The sequence below is a fragment of the Citrobacter europaeus genome (genome assembly GCF_037482245.1).
Classification (GTDB): domain Bacteria; phylum Pseudomonadota; class Gammaproteobacteria; order Enterobacterales; family Enterobacteriaceae; genus Citrobacter; species Citrobacter europaeus.
In genome coordinates this window covers 2,332,050-2,354,545 of sequence record NZ_CP148084.1, presented here as the reverse complement: position 1 = coordinate 2,354,545, position 22,496 = coordinate 2,332,050, and the positions used below count along the sequence as shown (strand labels likewise).

General features: G+C 53.1%; 22 protein-coding genes. 9 read left to right on the top strand and 13 right to left on the bottom strand.

Going from position 1 to position 22,496, the window contains the following annotated elements:
• From WHR59_RS11075 to WHR59_RS11065, 3 genes are read left to right on the top strand one after another with little or no spacing between them, the layout of a single operon-like run.
• Window positions 1–819, top strand: coding sequence for an amino acid ABC transporter ATP-binding protein (locus WHR59_RS11075; protein ID WP_043016538.1), 819 nt, complete (start codon window positions 1–3; stop codon window positions 817–819).
• A complete protein-coding gene (locus WHR59_RS11070; protein WP_087050627.1) occupies window positions 819–1,604 on the top strand; it encodes an amino acid ABC transporter permease in 786 nt (261 codons plus the stop codon). The genes WHR59_RS11075 and WHR59_RS11070 overlap by 1 nt, the downstream gene beginning before the upstream one ends.
• A complete protein-coding gene (locus WHR59_RS11065; RefSeq protein ID WP_043016540.1) occupies window positions 1,594–2,271 on the top strand; it encodes an amino acid ABC transporter permease in 678 nt (225 codons plus the stop codon). Before WHR59_RS11070 ends, WHR59_RS11065 begins: the two co-directional genes overlap by 11 nt.
• Before the next feature lie 9 nt (window positions 2,272–2,280).
• Here the strand turns inward: WHR59_RS11065 and ydhT are convergent, their stop codons facing one another.
• The 9 genes from ydhT to ttrS all read right to left on the bottom strand — a co-directional run bounded on the left by ydhT (window position 2,281) and on the right by ttrS (window position 11,214).
• Window positions 2,281–3,045 carry a protein YdhT gene (ydhT, locus tag WHR59_RS11060; protein WP_370867302.1) on the bottom strand — a complete coding sequence of 255 codons (765 nt, stop codon included), beginning with the start codon at window positions 3,043–3,045 and terminating at the stop codon, window positions 2,281–2,283.
• A 51-nt stretch (window positions 3,046–3,096) separates the two neighbouring features.
• A complete protein-coding gene (phsC, locus tag WHR59_RS11055) occupies window positions 3,097–3,882 on the bottom strand; it encodes a thiosulfate reductase cytochrome B subunit (RefSeq protein WP_075146091.1) in 786 nt (261 codons plus the stop codon).
• Window positions 3,879–4,547 (bottom strand): 4Fe-4S dicluster domain-containing protein, encoded by a 669-nt coding sequence (locus WHR59_RS11050; protein WP_051642705.1) that lies wholly within the window; start codon window positions 4,545–4,547, stop codon window positions 3,879–3,881. The genes phsC and WHR59_RS11050 overlap by 4 nt, the downstream gene beginning before the upstream one ends.
• A gap of 64 nt (window positions 4,548–4,611) precedes the next feature.
• Complete coding sequence (locus WHR59_RS11045; RefSeq protein ID WP_338843993.1) at window positions 4,612–5,277, bottom strand: YdhW family putative oxidoreductase system protein; 666 nt, start codon at window positions 5,275–5,277, stop codon at window positions 4,612–4,614.
• Window positions 5,278–5,287: 10 nt separating this feature from the next.
• Window positions 5,288–7,390 (bottom strand): aldehyde ferredoxin oxidoreductase, encoded by a 2,103-nt coding sequence (locus WHR59_RS11040; RefSeq protein WP_047411596.1) that lies wholly within the window; start codon window positions 7,388–7,390, stop codon window positions 5,288–5,290.
• Between the two features lie 120 nt (window positions 7,391–7,510).
• Entirely contained in the window at window positions 7,511–8,137 is a 627-nt protein-coding gene (locus WHR59_RS11035; protein WP_043016545.1) for a ferredoxin-like protein, read from the bottom strand.
• A 482-nt stretch (window positions 8,138–8,619) separates the two neighbouring features.
• Entirely contained in the window at window positions 8,620–8,829 is a 210-nt protein-coding gene (gene fumD, locus WHR59_RS11030) for a fumarate hydratase FumD (protein WP_003029345.1), read from the bottom strand.
• Window positions 8,830–8,921: 92 nt separating this feature from the next.
• Window positions 8,922–9,506, bottom strand: a complete 585-nt coding sequence (gene ttrR, locus WHR59_RS11025) for a tetrathionate respiration response regulator TtrR (RefSeq protein WP_043016546.1) — start codon at window positions 9,504–9,506, stop codon at window positions 8,922–8,924.
• Window positions 9,481–11,214 (bottom strand): tetrathionate respiration histidine kinase TtrS, encoded by a 1,734-nt coding sequence (ttrS, locus tag WHR59_RS11020; protein ID WP_101706158.1) that lies wholly within the window; start codon window positions 11,212–11,214, stop codon window positions 9,481–9,483. The genes ttrR and ttrS overlap by 26 nt, the downstream gene beginning before the upstream one ends.
• 226 nt (window positions 11,215–11,440) lie before the next feature.
• Here ttrS and ttrB point away from each other — a divergent pair, with 226 nt between their 5' ends.
• From ttrB to ttrA, 3 genes are read left to right on the top strand one after another with little or no spacing between them, the layout of a single operon-like run.
• A complete protein-coding gene (gene ttrB, locus WHR59_RS11015; RefSeq protein ID WP_233602754.1) occupies window positions 11,441–12,175 on the top strand; it encodes a tetrathionate reductase subunit TtrB in 735 nt (244 codons plus the stop codon).
• The gene (gene ttrC, locus WHR59_RS11010; protein WP_100194451.1) at window positions 12,176–13,198 is read left to right on the top strand and encodes a tetrathionate reductase subunit TtrC; all 1,023 of its coding nucleotides are present in this window, start codon (window positions 12,176–12,178) and stop codon (window positions 13,196–13,198) included.
• A complete protein-coding gene (gene ttrA / locus WHR59_RS11005) occupies window positions 13,191–16,256 on the top strand; it encodes a tetrathionate reductase subunit TtrA (RefSeq protein ID WP_100194452.1) in 3,066 nt (1,021 codons plus the stop codon). The genes ttrC and ttrA overlap by 8 nt, the downstream gene beginning before the upstream one ends.
• 94 nt (window positions 16,257–16,350) lie before the next feature.
• Here ttrA and WHR59_RS11000 read toward each other — a convergent pair whose 3' ends face one another.
• Genes WHR59_RS11000 through WHR59_RS10990 form a run of 3 tightly spaced genes read right to left on the bottom strand, consistent with a single transcriptional unit; the run spans window position 16,351 to window position 18,868 of the window.
• Window positions 16,351–17,163: a MetQ/NlpA family ABC transporter substrate-binding protein gene (locus tag WHR59_RS11000; protein ID WP_047411612.1), complete on the bottom strand. Its 813-nt coding sequence runs from the start codon at window positions 17,161–17,163 to the stop codon at window positions 16,351–16,353.
• Between the two features lie 21 nt (window positions 17,164–17,184).
• On the bottom strand, window positions 17,185–17,853 hold the full coding sequence (locus WHR59_RS10995) for a methionine ABC transporter permease (RefSeq protein WP_047411615.1): 669 nt from the start codon (window positions 17,851–17,853) through the stop codon (window positions 17,185–17,187).
• Window positions 17,846–18,868 (bottom strand): methionine ABC transporter ATP-binding protein, encoded by a 1,023-nt coding sequence (locus WHR59_RS10990; protein ID WP_047411618.1) that lies wholly within the window; start codon window positions 18,866–18,868, stop codon window positions 17,846–17,848. Before WHR59_RS10990 ends, WHR59_RS10995 begins: the two co-directional genes overlap by 8 nt.
• A 376-nt stretch (window positions 18,869–19,244) precedes the next feature.
• Between WHR59_RS10990 and WHR59_RS10985 the strand changes: the two genes are divergently transcribed.
• The 3 genes from WHR59_RS10985 (at window position 19,245) to lpp (ending at window position 21,405) form a co-directional block, all read left to right on the top strand.
• The gene (locus tag WHR59_RS10985; RefSeq protein ID WP_242637968.1) at window positions 19,245–19,439 is read left to right on the top strand and encodes a hypothetical protein; all 195 of its coding nucleotides are present in this window, start codon (window positions 19,245–19,247) and stop codon (window positions 19,437–19,439) included.
• Window positions 19,440–19,446: 7 nt separating this feature from the next.
• Window positions 19,447–20,859 carry a pyruvate kinase PykF gene (pykF, locus tag WHR59_RS10980; RefSeq protein WP_003029366.1) on the top strand — a complete coding sequence of 471 codons (1,413 nt, stop codon included), beginning with the start codon at window positions 19,447–19,449 and terminating at the stop codon, window positions 20,857–20,859.
• Window positions 20,860–21,168: 309 nt separating this feature from the next.
• A complete protein-coding gene (gene lpp / locus WHR59_RS10975; RefSeq protein WP_003029373.1) occupies window positions 21,169–21,405 on the top strand; it encodes a murein lipoprotein Lpp in 237 nt (78 codons plus the stop codon).
• Between the two features lie 67 nt (window positions 21,406–21,472).
• Here the strand turns inward: lpp and ldtE are convergent, their stop codons facing one another.
• The gene (gene ldtE / locus WHR59_RS10970) at window positions 21,473–22,477 is read right to left on the bottom strand and encodes a L,D-transpeptidase LdtE (RefSeq protein ID WP_075146085.1); all 1,005 of its coding nucleotides are present in this window, start codon (window positions 22,475–22,477) and stop codon (window positions 21,473–21,475) included.
• Between the last annotated feature and the right edge of the window lie 19 nt (window positions 22,478–22,496).

Sequence of the window (22,496 nt, the reverse complement as noted above, 5' to 3'; positions counted from 1 at the left end):
ATGCTCTCAGCCCTTTTTCATCGGTCCGCAGCTTCTGCTGCGGATTTTACCCATTTGCGTCAGGCGAGCGTTGAACTGCGCAATGTCATCAAACAGTATGACGCTCACACCGTACTTAACGGCGTCAACCTGTCAGTCGAACCCGGTGAAGTGGTGACTATTCTGGGCCCTTCTGGCTCCGGAAAGTCCACTCTTATACGTCTTATCAACCAGCTTGAGTCGCTGAGCGGAGGTGAAATCTTCATTGATGACAAACCGATTAGTCAGTTGCGCGGGGCTGCATTACGCCAGTTACGCAGCCGTATCGGTTTCGTATTTCAGCAATTCAATCTCTATGCGCATCTGACAGCGCTTTCGAACATCGCGCTGGCGCTGGAATATGTTCATGGCTGGAACAAGGCGGAAGCGGAGCGTCGGGCATTCGAGTTGCTGGAAAAGGTAGGACTGGCAGAAAAAGCCAACGCCTATGCCGCGCAGTTGTCCGGTGGGCAGCAGCAGCGCGTGGCCATCGCCCGTGCGCTGGCCTCGTCGCCACAAATCATTCTGTTTGATGAGCCAACTTCTGCGCTGGATCCGGAAATGATCGGCGAGGTATTACAAGTGATGAAAAACCTGGCCCACAGCGGCATCACCATGATCGTCGTGACCCATGAAATGCATTTCGCCCGTGAGATTGCCGATCGGGTGGTATTCATTGATGGCGGCGATATTCTTGAAGTAGCCGCACCAGAAGATTTTTTCACCCGACCACAGCACCCGAGAACCCAGCGTTTCCTGAAAAAAGTGCTCGATCCGTTACACCAGGAGTCATCGCTATAATGCTTGCAATGGACTGGCAGGGGGTGCTGAGCGGGCTACCTCTGCAATGGATTATTTCCGGCTTTCTCACCACGCTCTGGGTGACGCTGGCAGGTATCGTGCTCGCCACGCTTATTGCCATCGCGCTGATCGGCCTGCGCCTGACGGGCAATCGCCTCGCCAAAGCGGTAGTCGGCGCGTGGGTCTCGGTGTTTCGCAACACACCGTTACTGGTGCAACTGATGTTCTGGTATTTTGCCGCATGGAACTGGCTGCCCCGCGACATCATTACCTTTATCAATGCTGAGCATCCATGGTCTATTCTGCCGGGGGATGTCTGGTGGTTAACACCAGAATTTATCTGTTCAGCATGGGGGCTGGGCGTATTTACCTCGGCATTTTTGGTCGAGGAGATCGCCTCTGGTTTACAAGCGGTTTCTGCCGGACAACGCGAGGCTGCCGTGGCGCAGGGTTTTTCATCCTGGACGACGTTCCTTCACATTCTGCTGCCTCAGGGGCTGGCAAACGCCTGGCAACCCATTGTTGGGCAGTATCTCAACCTGATGAAGCTCTCCTCGCTCGCCAGCGGTATTGGTTTTGCCGAGCTCACCTACCAGGTACGGCAAATTGAAAGCTACAACGCGCACGCGCTGGAAGCCTTTGCCGTTGGCACGGCGCTTTACCTGTTCACCGGCATCGTTCTGGGTATGCTGCTTACGCGTCTTGGCCCGCAGCCAGCGTCGGGTAAATCGTCAAAGGTAAGAACGCGCATTTTCTGCGTCAGGAGCATACCGCGTGATCGCTAATATTTCGGTCATTACCGACAATCTTGACTATCTCCTGTGGGGACGAATGGCGCAGGGGCAACCCGGCGGCGTTCTGCTCACTTTGCTGATGGCTTTCGGCGCGGCGCTGCTGGCCCTGCCGGGCGGAATAGTTCTTGCCTGCTGCGCCTGGCGGTTTCCTGGCGCGATTCGCAACCTATTGTTCATCTGGGCAGAGTTTATTCGCGGCATTCCGCTCATCTTTGTGATTTTCTGGATGTGGTATTTGCTCCCCATGCTGACCGGAAGCGATCTTCCCGGCGCCGTTACCGTGACGCTGGCGTTGGCATGGTTCACCGCCGCCTCGGTGATGCACTCAGTGTACGCAGGAATCAGCGCACTGCCTGGCGGGCAATATGATGCAGCAGTGGTTCAGGGTTTTCGCCCTTATCAGGCACTGTGGCTTATCTTATTGCCACAGGTGCTGCGTAACGTGCTGCCGTCGCTCACGGGGATCTTTATTGGATTACTGAAGGATACATCGCTGGCATTTATCGTTAACGTGCCGGAACTCACGACGGTTGCCGGTCAGGTTAACAGCCGGGTGCAAATCTACCCGGCAGCTATTTTTATCTTTACCGGACTGGTCTATTACCTGCTGTGCCTGAGCCTGGAGAAAATCACCCAACGCCGCTTCGCGCTAAAATGACACCACGGCTCAACATTCCACGAACTGATGGTCTTCGTTGAGCCGATATTTCACCCCTGCCCGAATGTTATTTTCCCCTTCAACGGCAAGCGCAAAACGCATCCTCTCGCCATCGTGGTAGGCCAGCGCCGCGCAGCCGCCGGGACCGAGCGTTATCGAATCGACAACGCCTGTACTGGCAACGACGGCGTTCTCTCCGCTGGCAATAATGTGGATGTTATCCGCGCAGTTGGCGATTTTGGACTCTGCGCCAAAACAGGCCAACTGGGTTAAATCGCCACTGCAGGCAATCCGGTTTCTGTCACCGAGCGAGCTGATGCGTACGCGCATGCCGGTACTGGCGATACGCGTCCCGTCACCCACGCTACTGATACGTGCCGAATTTCCCGCAACCGCAATTCGCCCGCGATCGCCTGAGCTGCCGATATGCACGTTGTAGCCTACGCTACCAATGCGTGCGCTATAACCTGCGCTGGCAATCTGGGCGGCATACCCTGCGCTGGCGATTTTAACGTTATCGCTAGCGCTACTAAACCGGGCATTATCTTCCGCATCCGCCAGCGGACGGCGGGTTTCCCCCGCCGTTTGCACACGGGAAATACTCCCCATCGCGCGAATATCCTGCTGGACAAAACTCGCCTCTTCCCGCCATTTTGACCAGCCGTATTCCACCAGGCTGTCTGCCCAGTCTGTATACCCTTCTCGCTGGAGCGCACGATGGACATCGGCATAGCTTCCACCAGCGGGAAAAGTACGTAAAAACCAGCGATACATAACGGGCCCAACGCGCCAGGCCCGTAAATCACTTCGCGTAATCATCATCGCTTAATGTCGGTGATAGCCATCCACCATACACTTGAAGGTTTCGCCCGGCGTGCGACCTGTCGTGCAGAGATAAAGATGCCCAAAAATGAAAAACAGACTGACAATCGCCAGCGCGAAGTGCGCCTGCAGCAGCCAGTAACGCACGCCAGGGAACAGATCGCCGACAACCGTCGGATAGAGCGATAACAGCCCTGAGATTAGCAGTAATGGCAGCAAACCATACATCACGCCCACATAGGCCGCCTGCTGTAGCGGATTGAACTTAGAACGCTTTGATGCCGGGAATGGGTGTGATTCACCCTGCATAATGCCGAACAGGTAAAATCGCGTTTGTCTTTGCGCGCGTGCGATCCATCCTTGACGTTGAATAATATAATGATGTCCGTTGCCGCCAATCAGGTTGATCAGGACAAAACCAATCCAGCAGGCAAGCAATAAAAAGCCGCAGATCTCATGTACGGTAAGCAGGCTTTTCATCACCGATGCGCTGACGGCGGAGAAGTGATTGACCAGACCACTAGCCAGAAGTAGTAAAAAAAGCAGCGCATTTGACCAGTGCCATAAACGTACAGCCTTCGAGTATAAATAGACTTTCTCACCGTGCCCTGCCGACGCTTTATGCGCCGCTCGAAAGCGCAGCATGGCGTGTAGCGCCAGCACCAGCCACATTCCCACCAGCATTAACCCAGCGATAACCAGCCACACAGGCCAGTAGTCCGGTGAAAACAGGGGAACATACTGCGCAAGCTGGGCGTGAAACTGTTCGGCATTCTGCGACGCGTTCATACATTATCCTTTTTAATCAAATGTTGACCGAACCGACGATACAGATGGGGTTTTCCGGCGCCTGCAAGTTGATGTTCGTAATACTTATTTTCTCGCAACCAGCTCTGAATTTCTGGGCTATCTTCACGACCAAAAATCAGCGCATGTTCCGGGCAGGCGTTAACACAGATCGGCGGAAAACCTTTCGCCAGACGTGTTTCAGCACAGAAGTCGCATTTATCCGCCACTTTGGTTTGCGGGTTGAGATAACGCACCTGATAAGGACACGCGCCAATACAGTAGCTGCAGCCGATACAGGAAGACGTGTCTACCCGCACAATACCGTTTTCATCTCGCCAGGAGGCGCCGGTCGGGCACACCTCAATACAAGGCGCATCGTCGCAATGCTGACAGGACTGACGGAAGTAGTGATACAGCGTTTCGTTGTCGTTGTCAGAGACCGGAATATGCGCTATCGACAAACGGCTGCCCTGGGCAGGAACATGGTTGGTTTTCCTGCATGCGCGGGCGCAGAGATTACATCCGTTACACAGTGATTCGTCGTGAATCATGACGTAATGAACGTCTTTAGGGCTTCTGGTACTCGCTAACAGATTTTGACCTGGGCCGGTAAAAAAAATCACCGTCCCCATGCCAATGACAAATTTTCGTCGGGTGAAGGACATCGGGTTATCCTCTAATACTGTGACAGTGGTCGTCCACACATTCCATGACATCAACCTGAATAATTCAGGGGTTCTGATACTGCTCAACCTCAAGCCATTCACACAGGCCGTACGCTTTGCCATAACTCATAAAACGTTCGCTGAACAAATAAGGCTCCGCATTTGACGATTCCACAGGCCGTATATCTGCGTAATCAGGATGCGTTTCCATGGCTGTGAGCGCACCTGCAAGCTGTTGAGACTCAAAGCTATACGGCGGTTGCGTCAGCATGGCGACCTTATAGGGGCGAGGATACGTGCGACAGTCGAAGCGTACCGCTTCGGCAATCGCACGGCAGATGTCGTTTTCCATCACCTGCACACACATATCGGCGTAATTTGCGCTCATGGTTTGCGTCGAATAGAAATACGCATCTTCCGCGCCCTGCACACGGCTAATATCCGCGTCATTCGCGTCCTGACACAGCGCATCCAACAGCGTAGAAAGCTCGGTTTCAGGGACCGAATAAGGTGGCTGCAGAAACACGCTGCGCGCCACAACTTGTCCTGATGCTGAATGCTGACGAATAAAATCTGCCACAATCGACTCCGGGCTGACGGGTTCCTGAACCTGAGGTGCAGTCACCTGCTCTACAGGAGGGTGAAACGCCTGCAGCCACTGTCTCTTTTGACTGTCAACCTCGTCAGGAAACGCCTCAACGGGTATCAGAACGTCGCTCACGTTAGTCATCTTGCTTTCCTTACGCCGGCAACAGATCCTGTGCAGCCAAATCAGCGGCTACGTCTTCAAGTCCGAGTCGGTTCAGGGTTTCACGCGTTGGGCAACCCAGCTCTGGATCCCAGCCCATTTCCTGATAGAACATCGTCAGGGACTGACGCATATCCTCCCTGTCCATCTTGTCGGTTCCTTCAGTGAAAACCGGGATCTTCGGATCTTTATCAAACACCCAGGAACAGATGAGATCGTGCTCATTGCGCATATCTTTGGTTTGCATCAGTTTGACCGTATAAGCACGATGCAGAGTAAAGATGCGTTCAGCGGCCAGGTCCAGACTCGCCTGCGTGGTTTCATCACCGGTGACCGCCTGGAAGAACTTCGCTTCCAGATCCAAATCCCCGCGATAGTTACGGCTCTTGAGTGGTGAAACCGTCATCGGCCAAACCCAGTTACACAGCGTAACCGCGTTATGCAGACAGACTTTCAGCAGCGTCCATTTGGCATATTTAATCTTGGCGGCATTGATCGGGGTGTAGTTTTTGGTTTCATCGTAGGCATCCTGCGAACCAAATAACTCGCCCGCCACTTCGCGCTGTAATTTCAGCGGTAATCCGGAACCGATGAAGTTGATATGGGTATGCGTCATACAGTCACGGTTAAACATACAGTTGGTGATCGCCCCCACCTGTGCGGAGGCCTCGTTTGCATGGTGGACTGGAAAACCGAACGGTGACCACAGTTTATTTTTGGCATAACCCCAGTACTCTTCGCCCAAATCCCAGCGTTCAGCAATGGCATACGAGCCGTCCGCAAGATGGCTGAGTTCACCCACGCGATGCGCCAGGCGGTAGTAGAAGTCTTTAATAAAATGAGGATCGCCCGCTTCCAGCTGATCCCAGCGGATCTCCGCATACTCTTCAGCGGGCAGTACGCGCTTAAAGACGCCTTTCGAATAGCAATAAGTAAAATCACGGTGCAACTGCCCGTAGTTACACCAGATGCCATAATCGTCGAACAGGTTCAGACCTATCAGATTTCCCACCACGCGCCCGTCGTCTTTATCGTCGAAATCTTTCGGGCCATTAGGGAAAATGGTGGTGTGAACGAAGTTCGCTACGCAGGTGTTACCACCGGTACTCGGCACGCCAAAATCTTTCACTCGCGGGACATTAAGCTGCGACATACAACGAATGGGACATGAATGGCAGCCGCTCATTTTGACCGTGTATTTCTCAGCGGCTGGCCCCAGATCGAACACGGATTTATAGGTACGGAAACCCACGGTATTCTGGTTACCCGGCGGGATTTCGCCGGTTTCGATTGGCCCACCTTCTGCCGCGCCCCAGAAAAGTCCCTTACGGGCTGTCCAGCGCGAGTTTGGCGAAGAATATTCTGCCCAGGCCTGCGGGGTGCTTGGCACAACGTGGTTGTTGTTGGCGCCGATAAGCTCGGTCATCATGTAGTCATTGAGCCGCTTCATCTCTTTGCGATCGGCAATATTGACCCCTTTGGTCCCTTCTACCGCAATGGCCTTCAGGTTTTTCGAGCCCATCACCGCGCCAGTACCGGCGCCGCCGCTATGGTTACGGCTGTTGATCATGCAGGAGAGCGGCACCAGATTCTCACCCGCCTGGCCAATAGCCGCGACGCAGGTTTCCGGGCTGGTAATACGGCAAATTTCCTCGGTTGTGGCGCGCGTTCCCTTGCCCCACAGGAAATCGGCTTTTTCGATGCTCACCTTATCGTCTTTGATGTTGATCCAGACCGGAGATGCGGACTTTCCTTCGATAACAATGGCATCGTAACCGGCGAATTTCATTTGCGCGGCGAAGAAGCCGCCCATGTGGGCATCCACCACTAAATTGCCTTTGGTGAACGTCGATAAGGAGGTGATATTGACGCGGGAGCTACAAGGGGCACCAGAACCCGTTAATGGTCCGGTGGCGAAAACCAGTTTATTCCCTTCATCAAAAGGCATGGTGCCAGGCGGGACTTCGTCGTACATAATTTTATAACCAAAGCCCATCCCGCCGACAAATTTTTTAAATTTACTGGAATCTTCCAGGGTGATATTACCCGTGGTGAGATTGACCCGTAAAATATTACCTGTCCAACCATTAGCCATCATGTTTTCCTTTGCAAGAAGGTTTAATAGATATACCCGCCATTTTCCAGGTAGCTTTTATCTGCAAAACTGCGATATTTTTGGCAATTAATGACGCGTACCAGACATACCTGCTATCTATCAAACAGTAATATCTTTCCACTCGATAATTTTTAATGCTCCAGTCGGACAAGCATTGGCGCATTCCCCGCATAACACACATTTTGAGGATTTTTTGGTTTCGGTATTTACGGTCGCCATCATCCACGGACAGGCGGTAGTACACGCGCTGCAGCCAATACAACGTTTGTGATCCACCACAATACAACCCTCTTCCTGTTTCCAGGTAATAGCGCCGATGGGGCAGACCTTCATGCATTGCGGATCTTTGCACTGACGGCAAGTATCAGCGGTATAGTTTAAATCGCCATACAGTCCGCCGCCGGAACCAACGCCATCATCGCCAAAGAAGTAATTACGATGGATTTTTATACGGGAAAAGAAAGTGCCCACGGCGCCATCGTTATAATTAGTACAGGAAATTTCACAGCGGTGACAGCCCGTACAGCGCGCTCGCTGGGTTACCAGCACCCCTTTTGGCGTATTGATAAGCCCCACGGTGCCGCTGTCGACATCTTCCTGCTTACAGCCCAAAAGGGATAACAGTGCGGGGGCAATGGTTAATCCCGCCAGACCTTTTGCTGATATCCGCAGAAATTCAAGCCGCGTTAAACCACAATCTAAAAATGGACGATCAACCTGGTTCATTTATTTCGCATCCTCTTCGCAAACGCTGTGGTAGCAACACCTCCAGGCTAAATTAAACCAGTCCAGCTCAAGCCATTTCGGGCGGTTTATGTTGCCAACAACACGTAAAATTTTGCCCTAACCTGATCGCGTAAATGACGGTGGTTAAACAGAATGAATCTAATTCTTTAGGGTTAGGCGTAGAAATAATGTGGTTATTCAGCATACATAGTCTTGATCGTCATCAATTAAAAAACGGAAGGGAAATAATTAATGCGGAGTGAGATTTATTATCATTTAGATAAATTAAAATAGCACTTCATATGCTGTGCAAATATTTGTGACTCCACTCTCATATATATTTTTATATAGCATGCGATATATAATTAAATATACAGCGAGTTTGATAACGCTAATTGCAGCACTAAATTATAATTATTGATAGATTAACGTAATGAGAATAAGAGGACGGCGAGAGAAACTACCGCCCTCTTTTTTGCGGATTATCCGGCCAATGCTTTAATCACGGTCTCAATGGCTTGTTTTTCTAGCTCGCTGCGCTTCACACGTTGGTTGGCGAGGGTGGTTCTCAGTACTCCCGCAATGACGATATGCTTAGGTTCTTGTCCCAGATCGCGCATTTCCAGCACTACTTTACCGACTACTCTGCACATTTCACGGTACAGCTCATCGTCTTTGGTCTGATTTCCCATTTTTGCCCGCTCGTCATTAACTCAAACCAACAGCATATATCAGTCTGACGGTTTAGACAAAATTCAATGAAAATCAAACAAATGTCATAACTCTACTGAATCTTCTGGAGTCGATTTACCAGCTCCGCAAGACTTCCCGCCTGCATTTTTTCCATCACCCGCGCCCGGTGAACCTCTACCGTGCGCACGGCAATATTCATTGCGTCAGCAATTTCCCGATTCATCAACCCTTTTGCTACCAGCTGTGCCAGCTCTCGCTCCTTTGGCGTGAGCTGCTGATAACAGACGACGATCTCTTGTCGCGAGAAGGCGGCGAGAGAAACCTGCAAAGCATGCTCTAACGCCGCCTGTAAAGGCGCAGCGGAGACCGGCTTTTGCAAAAAATCGACCGCTCCGCGCTTCATTTGCTCAACCGCCATCGGAACATCGCCATGCCCGGTGAGAAATACCACCGCTAGCGTACTTTCTTGCTGACGCATGGCTTCATGGACAGCGTGCCCATCCAGAACCGGCATACGCATGTCCAGCAAAAGTACGCCCACCTGGTGCAGATTTGCCTCGGCGAGGAATGTTTCGCCCTGATCCCAGCAACACACCTCATATCCCAGACTTTCCAGTAAAAACGCGCAGGCCTGGGTGACGGCAATATCGTCATCCAGCAGATGAATGATTGCCACTACGGCCTCCCTCCAGGTTTTGCTTAAAATGTAATGTCACCATCGCACCCGCTTTTTCATCAGGAGCCTGATGATTATTGATCTCAATGTCTCCATTCGCGTAGCGCACCAGCCGCTGACAAATGGCTAATCCCAGCCCCATCCCCTCTTTACGGGTTGTCATAAACGGCTGAAAAGCCTGATACAATTGTGCCTCATCAATACCTCCGGCGTTATCCTGCACCTGAATACACACATCGCCATCCTCACGCTCGGCGCTAAACCACACTGTAGTTGCCCCTGCCTGGGCCGCATTGAGCACCAGATTGGCCAGAACCTGTTCGAGGAGAACGGCTGGCAGCGTTAATGTTAACGCCTTACTAATCTGCGTTTGCAGCGCCACCGCCGGGAATTGCTGAGGCATGCGCAATAATTGCCAGACATGATGGATGGCATCGTGAATATTGACGACTTGCCAGTCGTCGGTAATTACCGGATTGCCCTGCGCCTGGCTAACCCACTGGCGAAGATTACGCAGCGTATCAGCGCCTCGCTGTGCCTGGTTATCAATGTGCTCCAGCGCGGGCAGCAGCGGGTGCTGCTGATCCTGACCACGCAGGCGGATCAGACAGCCTTGCGCATAATGTCGGATAGCCGACAGAGGCTGATTGAGCTCATGAGCAAAACCTGAAGTCATCTCGCCAAGCACGCTCATTTGGCGAGCGGTTTCCAGTTCCTGTTCCTGTTTGCGCAACAGTACGTTGTTTCGCTCCAACTGCCTGCCGCGTCGACGAACCAGCAGCATCACCCAGATATAATTGAGCGTCAGCAACAGCAGTACGAGAGCCGCGCCTCCCATCGCCAGCCGATGTTGAATAAACCAGCTTTTGACATCCAGCCACAGCTGGCGCTGCTGCGGATGTTGGCGGACGTCGCGCAGCAACGCTTCGACTTCGCGAGTCGAGGCGGGCGCCCCCCAGCGAAACGTCGCATTCTGCGGCGCATTGAACAGTGCCCGCGTGACGCGATCGGCCAGCTCGTCGCTTACTGCAGGCAGTGCCGCAAACGACCAGTCAGGATAGAGCGGCGTACTGGTTAAACAGGGAATCGACGTTGGATGGTTAAGTACGGCCATAAAATCTGTTTTACGAATAAGCCCTTCTTCATCCATTTTTTCCAGCAGACACACCGGTACAATCACTGCCTGCACGGCTTTTTCGCGTAATAAATAGAGTAAGGCATCGGCGGGAAATCCAGTGAACATCAGATGCAAATCGCGCTCCGGGCGCAAACCGGCATCGCTGAGCGCTTTATATCCCAGCAAATAACCGCCAAATGCCTGTGCGTCAATGGCGCCAACCGTTTTGCCGATCAGATCGTGTGCGGAGGTTATCCCGCTGTCGCGTCTGACGAGGATCGCGCTGCCAATCACGTTACTGGTGGCTTTCCCCCCGCGAGTAGAACGTAGCGACGCCAGCCAACGTAGTGCAGCGCTGCTGTTTAGCTGCACAAACTGCGCCGGATTGGTGACCACAAATTGTACCGTGCCACGATTCACCGCCTCCTGCATCTGGTGCAGGTCCAGTGGTTGAATATGAAACTGTTCGCCGGGGATTTGCTGATTCAACAAGGTTTCCAGCGGCTGCCAGTGATTACGTGTGGAGACCTCCCCACGCATCGCCAAAACGCCGATATTCCATGTCTGTGCCCTGACCACCCCGCTTAGCATCCATAGCGACGCCAGCACCACCAGACATTTTACTACGTTGCGTCCCACTCAATTATCCCTGTCAATTATGTTGTTTTAGATCAACAACAAGCCGGGTATGTGGTTAACCACAATAGAGTACCCCCATCACGATTTTTACACTGTAAATCATCGAGATTCTTTATTCATCACAAGCAAATCAACGGCGTGACCAATGTTTCGTTGTTGCATCGTGACGGGAGAAAATATGGACAGCAGTAAACGGCAGTTTCTCCAGCAACTGGGCGTCCTGACCGCCGGCGCATCGCTGGTACCTTTAGCTCAGGCGCAATTCCCCTTCTCGCCTGAACGCCATGAAGGCTCACTTCAACACCGCTACGCCATGCTGGTTGACCTGCGTCGCTGTATTGGCTGCCAGGCGTGTACCGTCAGTTGCGCCATTGAAAACCAGACGCCGCAGGGCGAATTTCGTACCCTCGTTAACCAGTATCAGGTGCAGATTGAGGGCCAGCAGAGCGTCACCAACGTCCTGCTGCCGCGGCTGTGCAACCATTGTGATAATCCCCCCTGCGTCCCCGTTTGCCCGGTACAGGCCACTTTCCAACGCGAAGACGGCATTGTGGTAGTCGACAACACGCGCTGCGTGGGCTGCGCCTACTGCGTGCAGGCCTGTCCTTATGATGCGCGATTCATCAACCATGAAACGCAAACCGCTGATAAATGCACCTTTTGTGTTCACCGTCTCGAAGCCGGCCTGCTCCCGGCCTGCGTGGAATCCTGCGTCGGTGGCGCGCGCATCATAGGCGATATCAAAGATCCGCACAGTCGAATCTCGCAAATGCTGCGTGAATACCATGACGCCATTAAAGTCCTGAAACCAGAAAATGGGACAGCCCCGCACGTGTTCTATCTGGGTCTGGACGAGGCGTTTGTCACCCCGTTGATGGGACGTGCTCAACCCGCTCTCTGGCAGGAGGTTTAAATGAACCATTCACTGGTTATTGAAGAGGTTCTGGCCCATCCCCAGGACGTAAGCTGGTTACCCTGGGCCGTACAATATTTCTTTTTCATCGGCATTGCCGCCTGCGCCGCGCTGTTCGCCTGTCTGCTTCACTGGCGCAAACAAGAGACGGCGGAACTGGAAAACCTGACGCTGTTAATCGCCCTGACCTGCGCGATTACCGCGCCGCTGGCGCTGACCGCTGACTTACACCAAACCGCCCGCGTCTGGCATTTCTACGCCTGGCCAACGCCATGGTCGTGGATGCCATGGGGCGCGCTGTTTTTACCCCTATTCACCGGCTTCTTAGGTCTGTGGTTTTTGGCGCAGCACGTTAAACGGTTAACGCTCAAAAGTTACAGCGTCACCAAATGGTTAGCCATAGGTAGCGCCCTGTCGGCCATCGGATTGCTGGTTTACACCGGTCGAGAAGTGTCAGTGGTGCAGGCGCGTCCGGTCTGGTTCAGCTACGCCTTTCCGATTGCAATGTTTCTCAGCGCGCTGCAAACGTTTCTCGCCCTGCTCATCGCAACGACCAAAAACCAGGAAACATTAGCACGCAAACTGGCATGGGGGCAGACAATTACCCTGATCGCGCTGGCTGGAGTGGTGGTGATATGGGCGAGCGGCAATTCGCTTTCCGGTTCAGCTATTCGCCAGTGGCTCGACGTTGCCTCTTCGGCACGACACTACGCCATCGGCTGGGTTGCGCTATGGCTTGCATCGCTTGCTCTTTGTGGGCTGGTGCTACGTAACCCCCTGTCGCTGCCGCTGCGCATAATACTCGCATTTAGCGCGATGGCGCTGTGCTGGCTGTTGCGCTGGACGTTACTCATCCAGGTACAGACCATCCCGAAATTTAACGCGCAGTTTAACCCTTACACCCTGCCTGGGGGTACCGATGGCTGGCTGGCCATTTTGGGCACCTTTGGACTGTGGATTGCACTGATCATTATTGTTCGTGAAGCCCTGAACGCGATCGCAAGGAGAATGCAACATGGCTAATTTAACACGTCGTCAGTGGCTTAAAGTAGGCCTTGCCGTAGGTGGCATGGTGACTTTTGGCCTGAGTTATCGGGATGTGGCAAAGCGCGCAATAGACGGTTTATTGGACGGAACCTCGGGCAAAATTACCCGTGATCGCATCTTTGGTAACGCCCTCATTCCCGAAGCCAATGCCCAGCCGCGCTGGCAGCAGAACCCGCAGCAGGTTATCTCCATGACGCAGTGCTTTGGCTGCTGGACGCAGTGTGGCGTGCGGGTACGCGTCGACAATGAACAAGGCAAGGTGCTGCGCATTGCGGGCAACCCCTATCATCCATTGTCTCAGGAGCATCATATTGACTCCGCCGTCCCCTTTGCCACCGCAATGGAACAACTGGCGGGCGAATCGGGTCTTGACGCGCGTTCCACCGCTTGCGCCCGTGGTGCAACCTTACTGGAAGGGCTGTACAGCCCGCTACGTATTCTGGAACCTATGAAGCGCGTCGGTAAACGCGGTGAGGGAAAATGGCAGCGCATTAGCTTCGAACAGTTGATCGAAGAAGTGGTGGAAGGCGGCGATCTGTTTGGTGAAGGCCACGTTGACGGTCTGCGGGCAATCCATGATACCAACACGCCACTTGATGCCGGGCATCCCGGCTTTGGCCCAAAGTCCAATCAACTGCTGGTCACGAATACCAGCGATGAAGGACGTGATACATTTTTGCGCCGCTTCGCGCTGAACAGTTTTGGCAGTAAAAACTTCGGTGCTCATGGCGCTTACTGCGGTCTGGCCTATCGTGCCGGTTCCGGTGCGCTAATGGGCGATCTGGATAAAAACACCCACGTGAAACCCGACTGGGATAACGTCGAATTCGCGCTGTTTATGGGCACTTCGCCGGCGCAATCCGGTAATCCATTTAAGCGCCAGGCCCGGCAACTGGCTAGCGCCCGGTTACGCGACGACTTCCGTTATGTGGTGGTGGCGCCCGCCCTGCCATTGACTACGGTGCTGGCTGACGAGCGCGGTCACTGGCAGCCCGTACGTCCGGGAAGCGACTCTGCGCTGGCGATGGCGATGATCCGCTGGATTATCGATAAACAGCGTTATAACGCCGATTACCTCGCTATTCCCGGCATACAGGCCATGCAGCAGGCCGAAGAAAAAAGCTGGACTAACGCCACGCATCTGGTGATTACCGATGAGCTTCCAACCCTTGCCGGACAGCATTTAACCCTCGCACATTTGAACGCAAATGCCGCCGAGGAGCCAGCAGTCGTTAACGAGGCCGGCGAAATTGTCGCCGCCAGCGGTTGCCCGCGTGCGCAGTTGTTTGTCAGCCGCGAAGTCATGCTGGCAGACGGCCAGACGGTGACGGTCAAAAGCAGCCTTCAGTGCCTGAAAGAGTCCGCCGGGAAACTAACACTCACGCAATACAGCCAGCAGTGCGGCGTGTCTGAAGCAGACATTAGCGCACTGGCCGATGCGTTTACCCGTCATGGACGCAAAGCGGCGGTGATCACCCACGGTGGCATGATGGCAGGCAATGGATTTTATAATGCCTGGTCGGTGATGATGCTCAATGCACTGATTGGCAACCTCAGCCTTGAAGGCGGCGTGTTCGTCGGCGGCGGCAAGTTTAATGGCGCCACCGACGGTCCGCGCTACAACATGGACAGCTTCGCCGGGAAGGTAAAACCGAAAGGGTTAAGCATCGCGCGCAGCAAAACGGCTTATGAGTCTTCCGAAGAGTACCGCAATAAGGTGGCTGCCGGACAATCCCCCTTCCCGGCCAAAGCCCCGTGGTATCCGTTTGTCGCCGGTCAGCTAACCGAACTTCTCGTCTCAGCGCTTGAAGGTTACCCTTATCCGCTGAAAGCCTGGATCTCCAACATGACCAACCCGTTCTACGGCATTGCAGGGTTGCGCGGCGTGGCGGAAGAAAAACTCAAGGATCCTGCGCGTCTGCCGCTGTTTATCGCGATTGACGCCTTTATGAATGAAACCACGGCGTTGGCAGATTACATCGTGCCAGATACCCATAACTTCGAAAGTTGGGGATTCAGCGCTCCATGGGCGGGCGTGGCCAGTAAAGCCACAACCGCGCGTTGGCCGGTTGTCAGAGCCGCGACCAGCACTACCGCCAACGGTCAACCGGCCTCGATGGAGTCTTTCTGTATCGCTGTAGCAAAACGCATCGGGCTACCCGGATTCGGCGACAATGCGATCACCGATCCGCAAGGCAACCGCTATCCACTGAACCGTGCGGAAGATTACTACCTGCGACTCGCCGCTAATATTGCGTTTATGGGCAAAGCGCCGGTCGCCGAGGCACAGCCGGAAGACATTGCGCTGACCGGGGTACAGCGGATAGTGCCTGTGATGACCCAAACGCTGAAAGCCGATGAAATTAGCCGGGTGGCATTTATCTACTCCCGGGGCGGACGCTTTGCGCCGGACATCAGCGGGCGGGTTGAGAATCGGGTAGGCAATGCGTGGGAAAAACCGCTACAAATCTGGAATGCGAACGTCGCCGCGCACCGCCATGCGATTACCGGCGAGCGCTTCAGCGGCTGCCCGGCCTGGTATCCTTCGCGCCTGTCAGATGGCCGTGCTGTCGAGGAGTTGTTCCCGGAACAAGAGTGGCCGCTGAAACTGATTTCTTTTAAATCAAATACAATGTCCAGCGCCACGGCGGTGATCCCGCGTCTGCAGCATCTGAAGCCGGTAAATCTGGTGGCGCTCAATCCGCAGGACGGTCAGCGATATGGCTTAGCGCACGGCGATAAGGTACGGATCACCACGCCTGGCGGTCAGGCGCTGGCGCAGATAAGCCTGCTGCATGGGGTCATGCCTGGCGTAATCGCCATTGAACACGGTTATGGGCATAAAGAAATGGGCGCTGCGCAGCATACGCTCGACGGCGAACCGATGGCGTTTGATGCACAAATAAGGTCGGGGATTAATCTCAACGATTTAGGCTTTGCGGATCCTACCCGGCAGGTAGCGAATACCTGGCTTGACTGGGTATCGGGCGCGGCGGTGCGCCAGGGGTTACCCGCGAGAATTGAGCGAGTGTAATTCTCGCACCGGATGGCAACGGCAACGCGCCTTATCCGGCCTACAGGACGTCGTAGGCAGGGTAAGGCACAGTCGCCATCCGGCAAAAAGCAAATTAGTTATTTACCGGGATCACCGCGCCTTTATATTTGGTGCGGATCCAGTCCTGGATCTCTTTTGAATGCAGGACATCAACCAGCGCCACGATATCCTTTTTCTTCTCGTCGCCACGATGCACGGTAATGATGTTGGCATACGGGTTGTTTTCACCACTTTCGACGGCGATAGGATCTTTCACCGGATCCAGCCCGGCATCGATCGCGTAGTTGGCGTTAATCACCACCGCATCCCCTTCGTCGTTGTTATACATCTGCGGTAACAGCGCCGCTTCGACGTTAGGCAGGAACTTCAGTTTTTTCGGGTTTTCGACGATATCGCTAATGCGCGCGGTCACTTTATCCACACCCGGCTTCAGCTTGATCACACCCTCTTTTTCGAAAATCGACAGAATACGGCCTTCTTCAGATACCGCATCGCGCATGATGATCTTGCCACCTTCCGGCAGATCTTTAAGCGATTTTACCTTTTTCGAATAGATACCAATCGGCTCGATGTGAATCGCTCCGGCGCTGACGAAATCATAGGTTTTATCACCCGCATGGTCTTTAATCACGCTGTTCAGGTACGGAATATGCTGGAAGTAGTTCGCGTCAATCTCACGGCCAGCCAGCGCGGTGTTCGGCAGAATGTAATCCTGGAACGGTTTAATCTCTAAATCGATCCCCTGCTTCGCCAGAATCGGCTTAGCCTGCTCAAGGATCTCCGCATGCGGCACGTTAGATGCGCCAACGGTCAGAGTATCAGCCCAGGAGGCAAAGCTCAGGGCGCTTAAGGTTGCTGCGGCGAGTAACGTCAGTGATTTTTTCATGATAATGGTTTCCGTATTTTATTAGCGTTTATCTAACAGAGAGGTGATCACATCGCCGCAAAGCTGGATGATGAAGACAATGAGCAAAATCGTCACCGTCGCCACCAGCGTGACGTCGCTGTGGTTGCGCTGGAATCCTTCCAGATAAGCCAAATTCCCTAATCCACCGGCGCCAATTACCCCTGCCATCGCGCTGTAGCTAACCAGCGCAATCAGCGTCACGGTGATCCCGGACACCAGAGCAGGAGAAGATTCCGGCAATAAAACTCGAAAAATAAGCGTGCTCAGCCGTGCGCCCATCGAACGCGTCGCTTCAATAACGCCTTTATCCACTTCACGCAGGGCAATTTCGACCAGACGCGCATAAAACGGCGCGGCCCCCACGATCAGCGCAGGCAACGCGGCATTGGCACCGAGAATGGTGCCAACCATCGCTTTGGTGAACGGGATCAGCAGCACGATCAATATGATGAACGGGATGGAACGGAAGATATTCACCACCAGTGAAATAACGCTATATACCGCGCGATTGTGAAACAGTCCGCCGCGTGCGGTCAGGAACAGCGCCAGGCCAAGTGCGATCCCCAGTACAAAGGTCGCCGCACCAGAAAGGGCTGTCATATAGAGCGTTTCCTGGGTTGCCGCCAGCAGTTGCTCCCACTTCAGATGGGGAAACAGTTCTTCAGCCATGTTGAATCACCTCGCCTTCAATATCGTTCTGGCGCAGGTCGGCCAAAATATTGTTCAATTGTTCTTCAGAGGCCACAACGTGCACCCAGAGCTGACCAAACACACCGTGCGCAGTTTGCGTCATCTTGCCGTGTAAAATGTTAAACGGCAGGCCATAGCGCAGGGTCAATTCGCCAACCACAGGCCGATGCGTACGCTGCCCGGTGAACGTAAGCTTGATAACTACGCCGCCAAGCTCGCTTGCCAACTGCGGATTAAATTCGTCTTCCTCGGTGTACTGGCTCACCTGACGCACAAACTGTCGGGTGATCGGCTGCTGCGGATGGGTAAAGACGCTGAGCACGTCGCCCTCCTCAACAACTTTGCCATTTTCCATTACCGCCACGCGATCGCAGATTTTGCGTACCACGTGCATTTCATGGGTGATCAGCACAATGGTCAATTTGAAGCGGCGGTTAATATCGAGCAGTAAATCGAGGATCTGATCGGTGGTTTGCGGATCCAGCGCCGATGTGGCTTCGTCACAGAGCAGGACGTCCGGATTGTTCGCCAACGCACGGGCAATTCCTACCCGCTGCTTTTGCCCACCGCTCAGTTGGGACGGATACGCGTTTTCACGACCGCTCAGCCCAACCAGCGCAATCAGTTCAGCAACTCGCGCTTTAATAGAGGCTTTTGGCGCTCCGGCAATTTGCATTGAGAACGCAATATTCTCGCTTACGGTTCGTGACCACAGTAAATTGAAATGCTGAAACACCATGCTGATTTTCAGTCGCGCCTGGCGTAATGACTCCCCACGGGCGGCAGAAATATCGTGGCCGTTGATCGTTACGCTGCCGGAGGTCGGTTTTTCCAGCCCATTGAGCAAACGAATTAAGGTGCTTTTCCCCGCCCCGCTGTAACCAATAATTCCGTAAATCTGTCCCTGTTCAACCGTCAGGTTGACGTTATCGACAGCGGTAATGGCAAGCCTGCCTGGCGTAAACACTTTCGAAATATTTTTCAGGACAATCATGTCGTTTGGGTATCCGCTGCTGCTTATTGTTCTTCTGCTAGCGCTTTTGGCTGTTTAGCAGTATGGATGTCCAAACGAGTGTAATCAGTAGAATTGGCTTTTAAAATGAATTAAAACGCATTTGATATAACTTTTAGAAATATGCTTACCTGGACGGCGTTAAATGCCAAAAATTCAGACAGTGGGACGACAATAACGACCTGTTGCGCAACAAACCGCTGCTGCGAACAGCTTCTTTATCCATACAGCTGAACAAATTAATGAATAATTTTTGTAAAACTGCACAGATGTGTTTTGAAACGCTGTTTCCATTTTCCTTTTTGATAATTTTCAGCGTATAATGCGCGCCAATTGTCTCTTGAATGGTTTCAGCACATTGACCTGTAAAACTCAACGACTACAAAACTCACCATCCCGTTGGGCTGAAACACAAGCACACATTCCTCTGCACGCTCTTTCGATGTCACCTATCCTTAGAGCGAGGCATCACAACTTTCGTAACTCAGGTTTAGCTTCCCGTCCGTGCGCGGCGGGAGCCAGATTTCCATATCCTTCTCAACTTAAAGACTAAGACTGTCATGAAAAAGACGAAAATTGTTTGCACCATCGGTCCGAAAACCGAATCCGAAGAGATGTTAACCAAAATGCTGGACGCGGGCATGAACGTCATGCGTCTGAACTTCTCCCACGGCGACTATGCAGAACACGGTCAGCGCATCAAGAATTTGCGCAACGTCATGAGCAAAACCGGTAAGAAAGCCGCAATCCTGCTCGACACCAAAGGTCCGGAAATCCGTACCATTAAACTGGAAGGCGGTAACGACGTTTCCCTGAAAGCGGGCCAGACCTTCACGTTCACCACCGACAAATCTGTCGTAGGCAACAACGAAATCGTTGCTGTTACTTATGAAGGCTTCACTAAAGATCTGTCCGTCGGCAATACCGTTCTGGTTGACGATGGTCTGATCGGCATGGAAGTTACCGCCATCGAAGGTAACAAAGTTATCTGTAAAGTGCTGAACAACGGCGACCTGGGCGAAAACAAAGGTGTTAACCTGCCGGGCGTTTCCATCGCACTGCCAGCCCTGGCTGAAAAAGACAAACAGGACCTTATCTTCGGTTGCGAGCAAGGCGTTGACTTCGTTGCTGCATCCTTTATCCGTAAACGTTCTGACGTCGTAGAAATCCGTGAGCACCTGAAAGCGCACGGCGGCGAAAACATCCAGATCATCTCCAAAATCGAAAACCAGGAAGGCCTGAACAACTTCGACGAAATCCTCGAAGCGTCTGACGGCATCATGGTTGCGCGTGGCGATATGGGCGTTGAGATCCCGGTTGAAGAAGTTATCTTCGCGCAGAAGATGATCATCGAAAAATGTATCCGTGCACGTAAAGTCGTTATCACTGCGACCCAGATGCTGGACTCCATGATCAAAAACCCGCGTCCTACCCGCGCTGAAGCCGGTGACGTAGCAAACGCCATCCTCGACGGTACCGACGCAGTAATGCTGTCTGGCGAGTCTGCAAAAGGTAAATACCCGCTGGAAGCCGTCACCATCATGGCGACCATCTGTGAGCGTACTGACCGCGTGATGACCAGTCGTCTGGACTTCAATAACGACAGCCGCAAACTGCGCATCACCGAAGCCGTTTGCCGTGGCGCGGTTGAAACTGCAGAAAAACTGGACGCGCCGCTGATCGTCGTCGCTACCCAGGGCGGTAAATCTGCTCGCGCAGTACGTAAATACTTCCCGGATGCCACCATCCTGGCGCTGACCACCAACGAAACGACCGCGCGTCAGCTGGTGCTGAGCAAAGGCGTTGTTGCACAAGTGGTTAAAGAAATTAGCTCTACCGATGATTTCTATCGCCTGGGTAAAGAAGTCGCTCTGGAAAGCGGTCTGGCTCAGAAAGGTGACGTTGTGGTTATGGTTTCCGGCGCACTGGTTCCGAGCGGCACGACTAACACCGCATCCGTTCACGTGCTGTAATAATTCCAACACGAATTAATTTGCTTAAAAAAGCGCCCTGGTGGCGCTTTTTTTATTTTATCGATAGCCGCAATTAATAAAAAATCAAATCGGATTTCACTATCTAATCCGTGATTATCTAAGATGAATCCGATGGAAGCTTTCTGTTTTCACTCGGGTTTTTAGCTGTTTTTGCACAATTCGATGCTTCTTTGAGCGAACGATCAAAAATAAGTGCATTCCCATCAAAAAAATATTCTCAACATAAAAAACTTTGTGTAATACTTGTAACGCTACATGGAGATTAACTCAATCTAGAGGGTATTAATAATGAATCGTACTAAACTGGTACTGGGCGCGGTAATCCTGGGTTCTACTCTGCTGGCAGGTTGCTCCAGCAACGCTAAAATCGATCAGCTGTCTTCTGACGTTCAGACTCTGAACGCTAAAGTTGACCAGCTGAGCAACGACGTGAACGCAATGCGTTCCGACGTTCAGGCTGCTAAAGATGACGCAGCTCGCGCTAACCAGCGTCTGGACAACGCAGCTACTAAATACCGCAAGTAATAGTATCTGTGTAATAGAAATGGCGCACATTGTGCGCCATTTTTTTTGCCCCGAATTTCCTTCCCTGTTATTGCGTAATACGCACCTCTGCGCCCTCTCCCGGCGCGCCATTCTGTGCAGACTTCACTTCCGCTCCATTGTTAACGACCGAGGCTTGCCCGGCAGTCACGGTGACCGGATAGCCCGCGCGGCGGTACAACGCTCTTTCCACCAGGCTGTTATCCACGGCGTTACTGTCTTTAAACTGGGTAAAACCGGCTGGCAGCACATACGGCATGGTCTGGACGTTTTGCTCCTCTTCCGGCGACAGCGGTCGGTGCACCTCGACATACCGCATGCCGTTCGGCTCAATCGAATATTTTATCGGCTCATTAATCACCCTGACCGGCGTACCTGTACGGACCTGGGCAAACAGTGCTTTGATATCCGGCGCGTTCATACGAATACAACCAGAACTCACGCGCAGGCCCACGCTGTCCGGCGCGCTGGTGCCATGGATCAGGTATTCACCGTTTCCATACGCCAGACGCAGTGCAAAGCGTCCTAACGGGTTATTTGGCCCGGCGGGTACTACCGGCGGTAATGTGATGCCGCGCTCCAGAGAGCGTTTACGGATGCCTGCTGTAGGGGTCCAGGTCGGATTGGGGATTTTCTGCCCAACCCGGGTTTCCATTACCGGCGTTTCCAGCCCCTGCAAACCGATACCAATCGGGAATACCTGAACAATATTCTCTCCCGGCGGGAAGTAATACAGACGTAATTCCGCCAGATTCACAATAATGCCTTCGCGTGGCGCATCCGGCAGCAGTAATTGCGAGGGAATAGTAATCAGCGTTCCAGGTTTAGGTACGGGGGCAATAGTATTGTTGGCTTCAAGGATCAGCATTGCGGCGGTATCAAACTTACGGGCTATCGCCTGGAGGTTTTTATCGCCTTCCTGCACGGTGTAGGTTTGGTTTTGCCCAACAAGACGGCTGTTCGCCTGGGGCAAAGGATAATCGACCGCCCATGCGGCCTGAATAGCGCTGTAAGCGCCGATTAGCATTAACGTAATAACAGACGCGCGTTTCATACTCACTCACCCCCCTGGC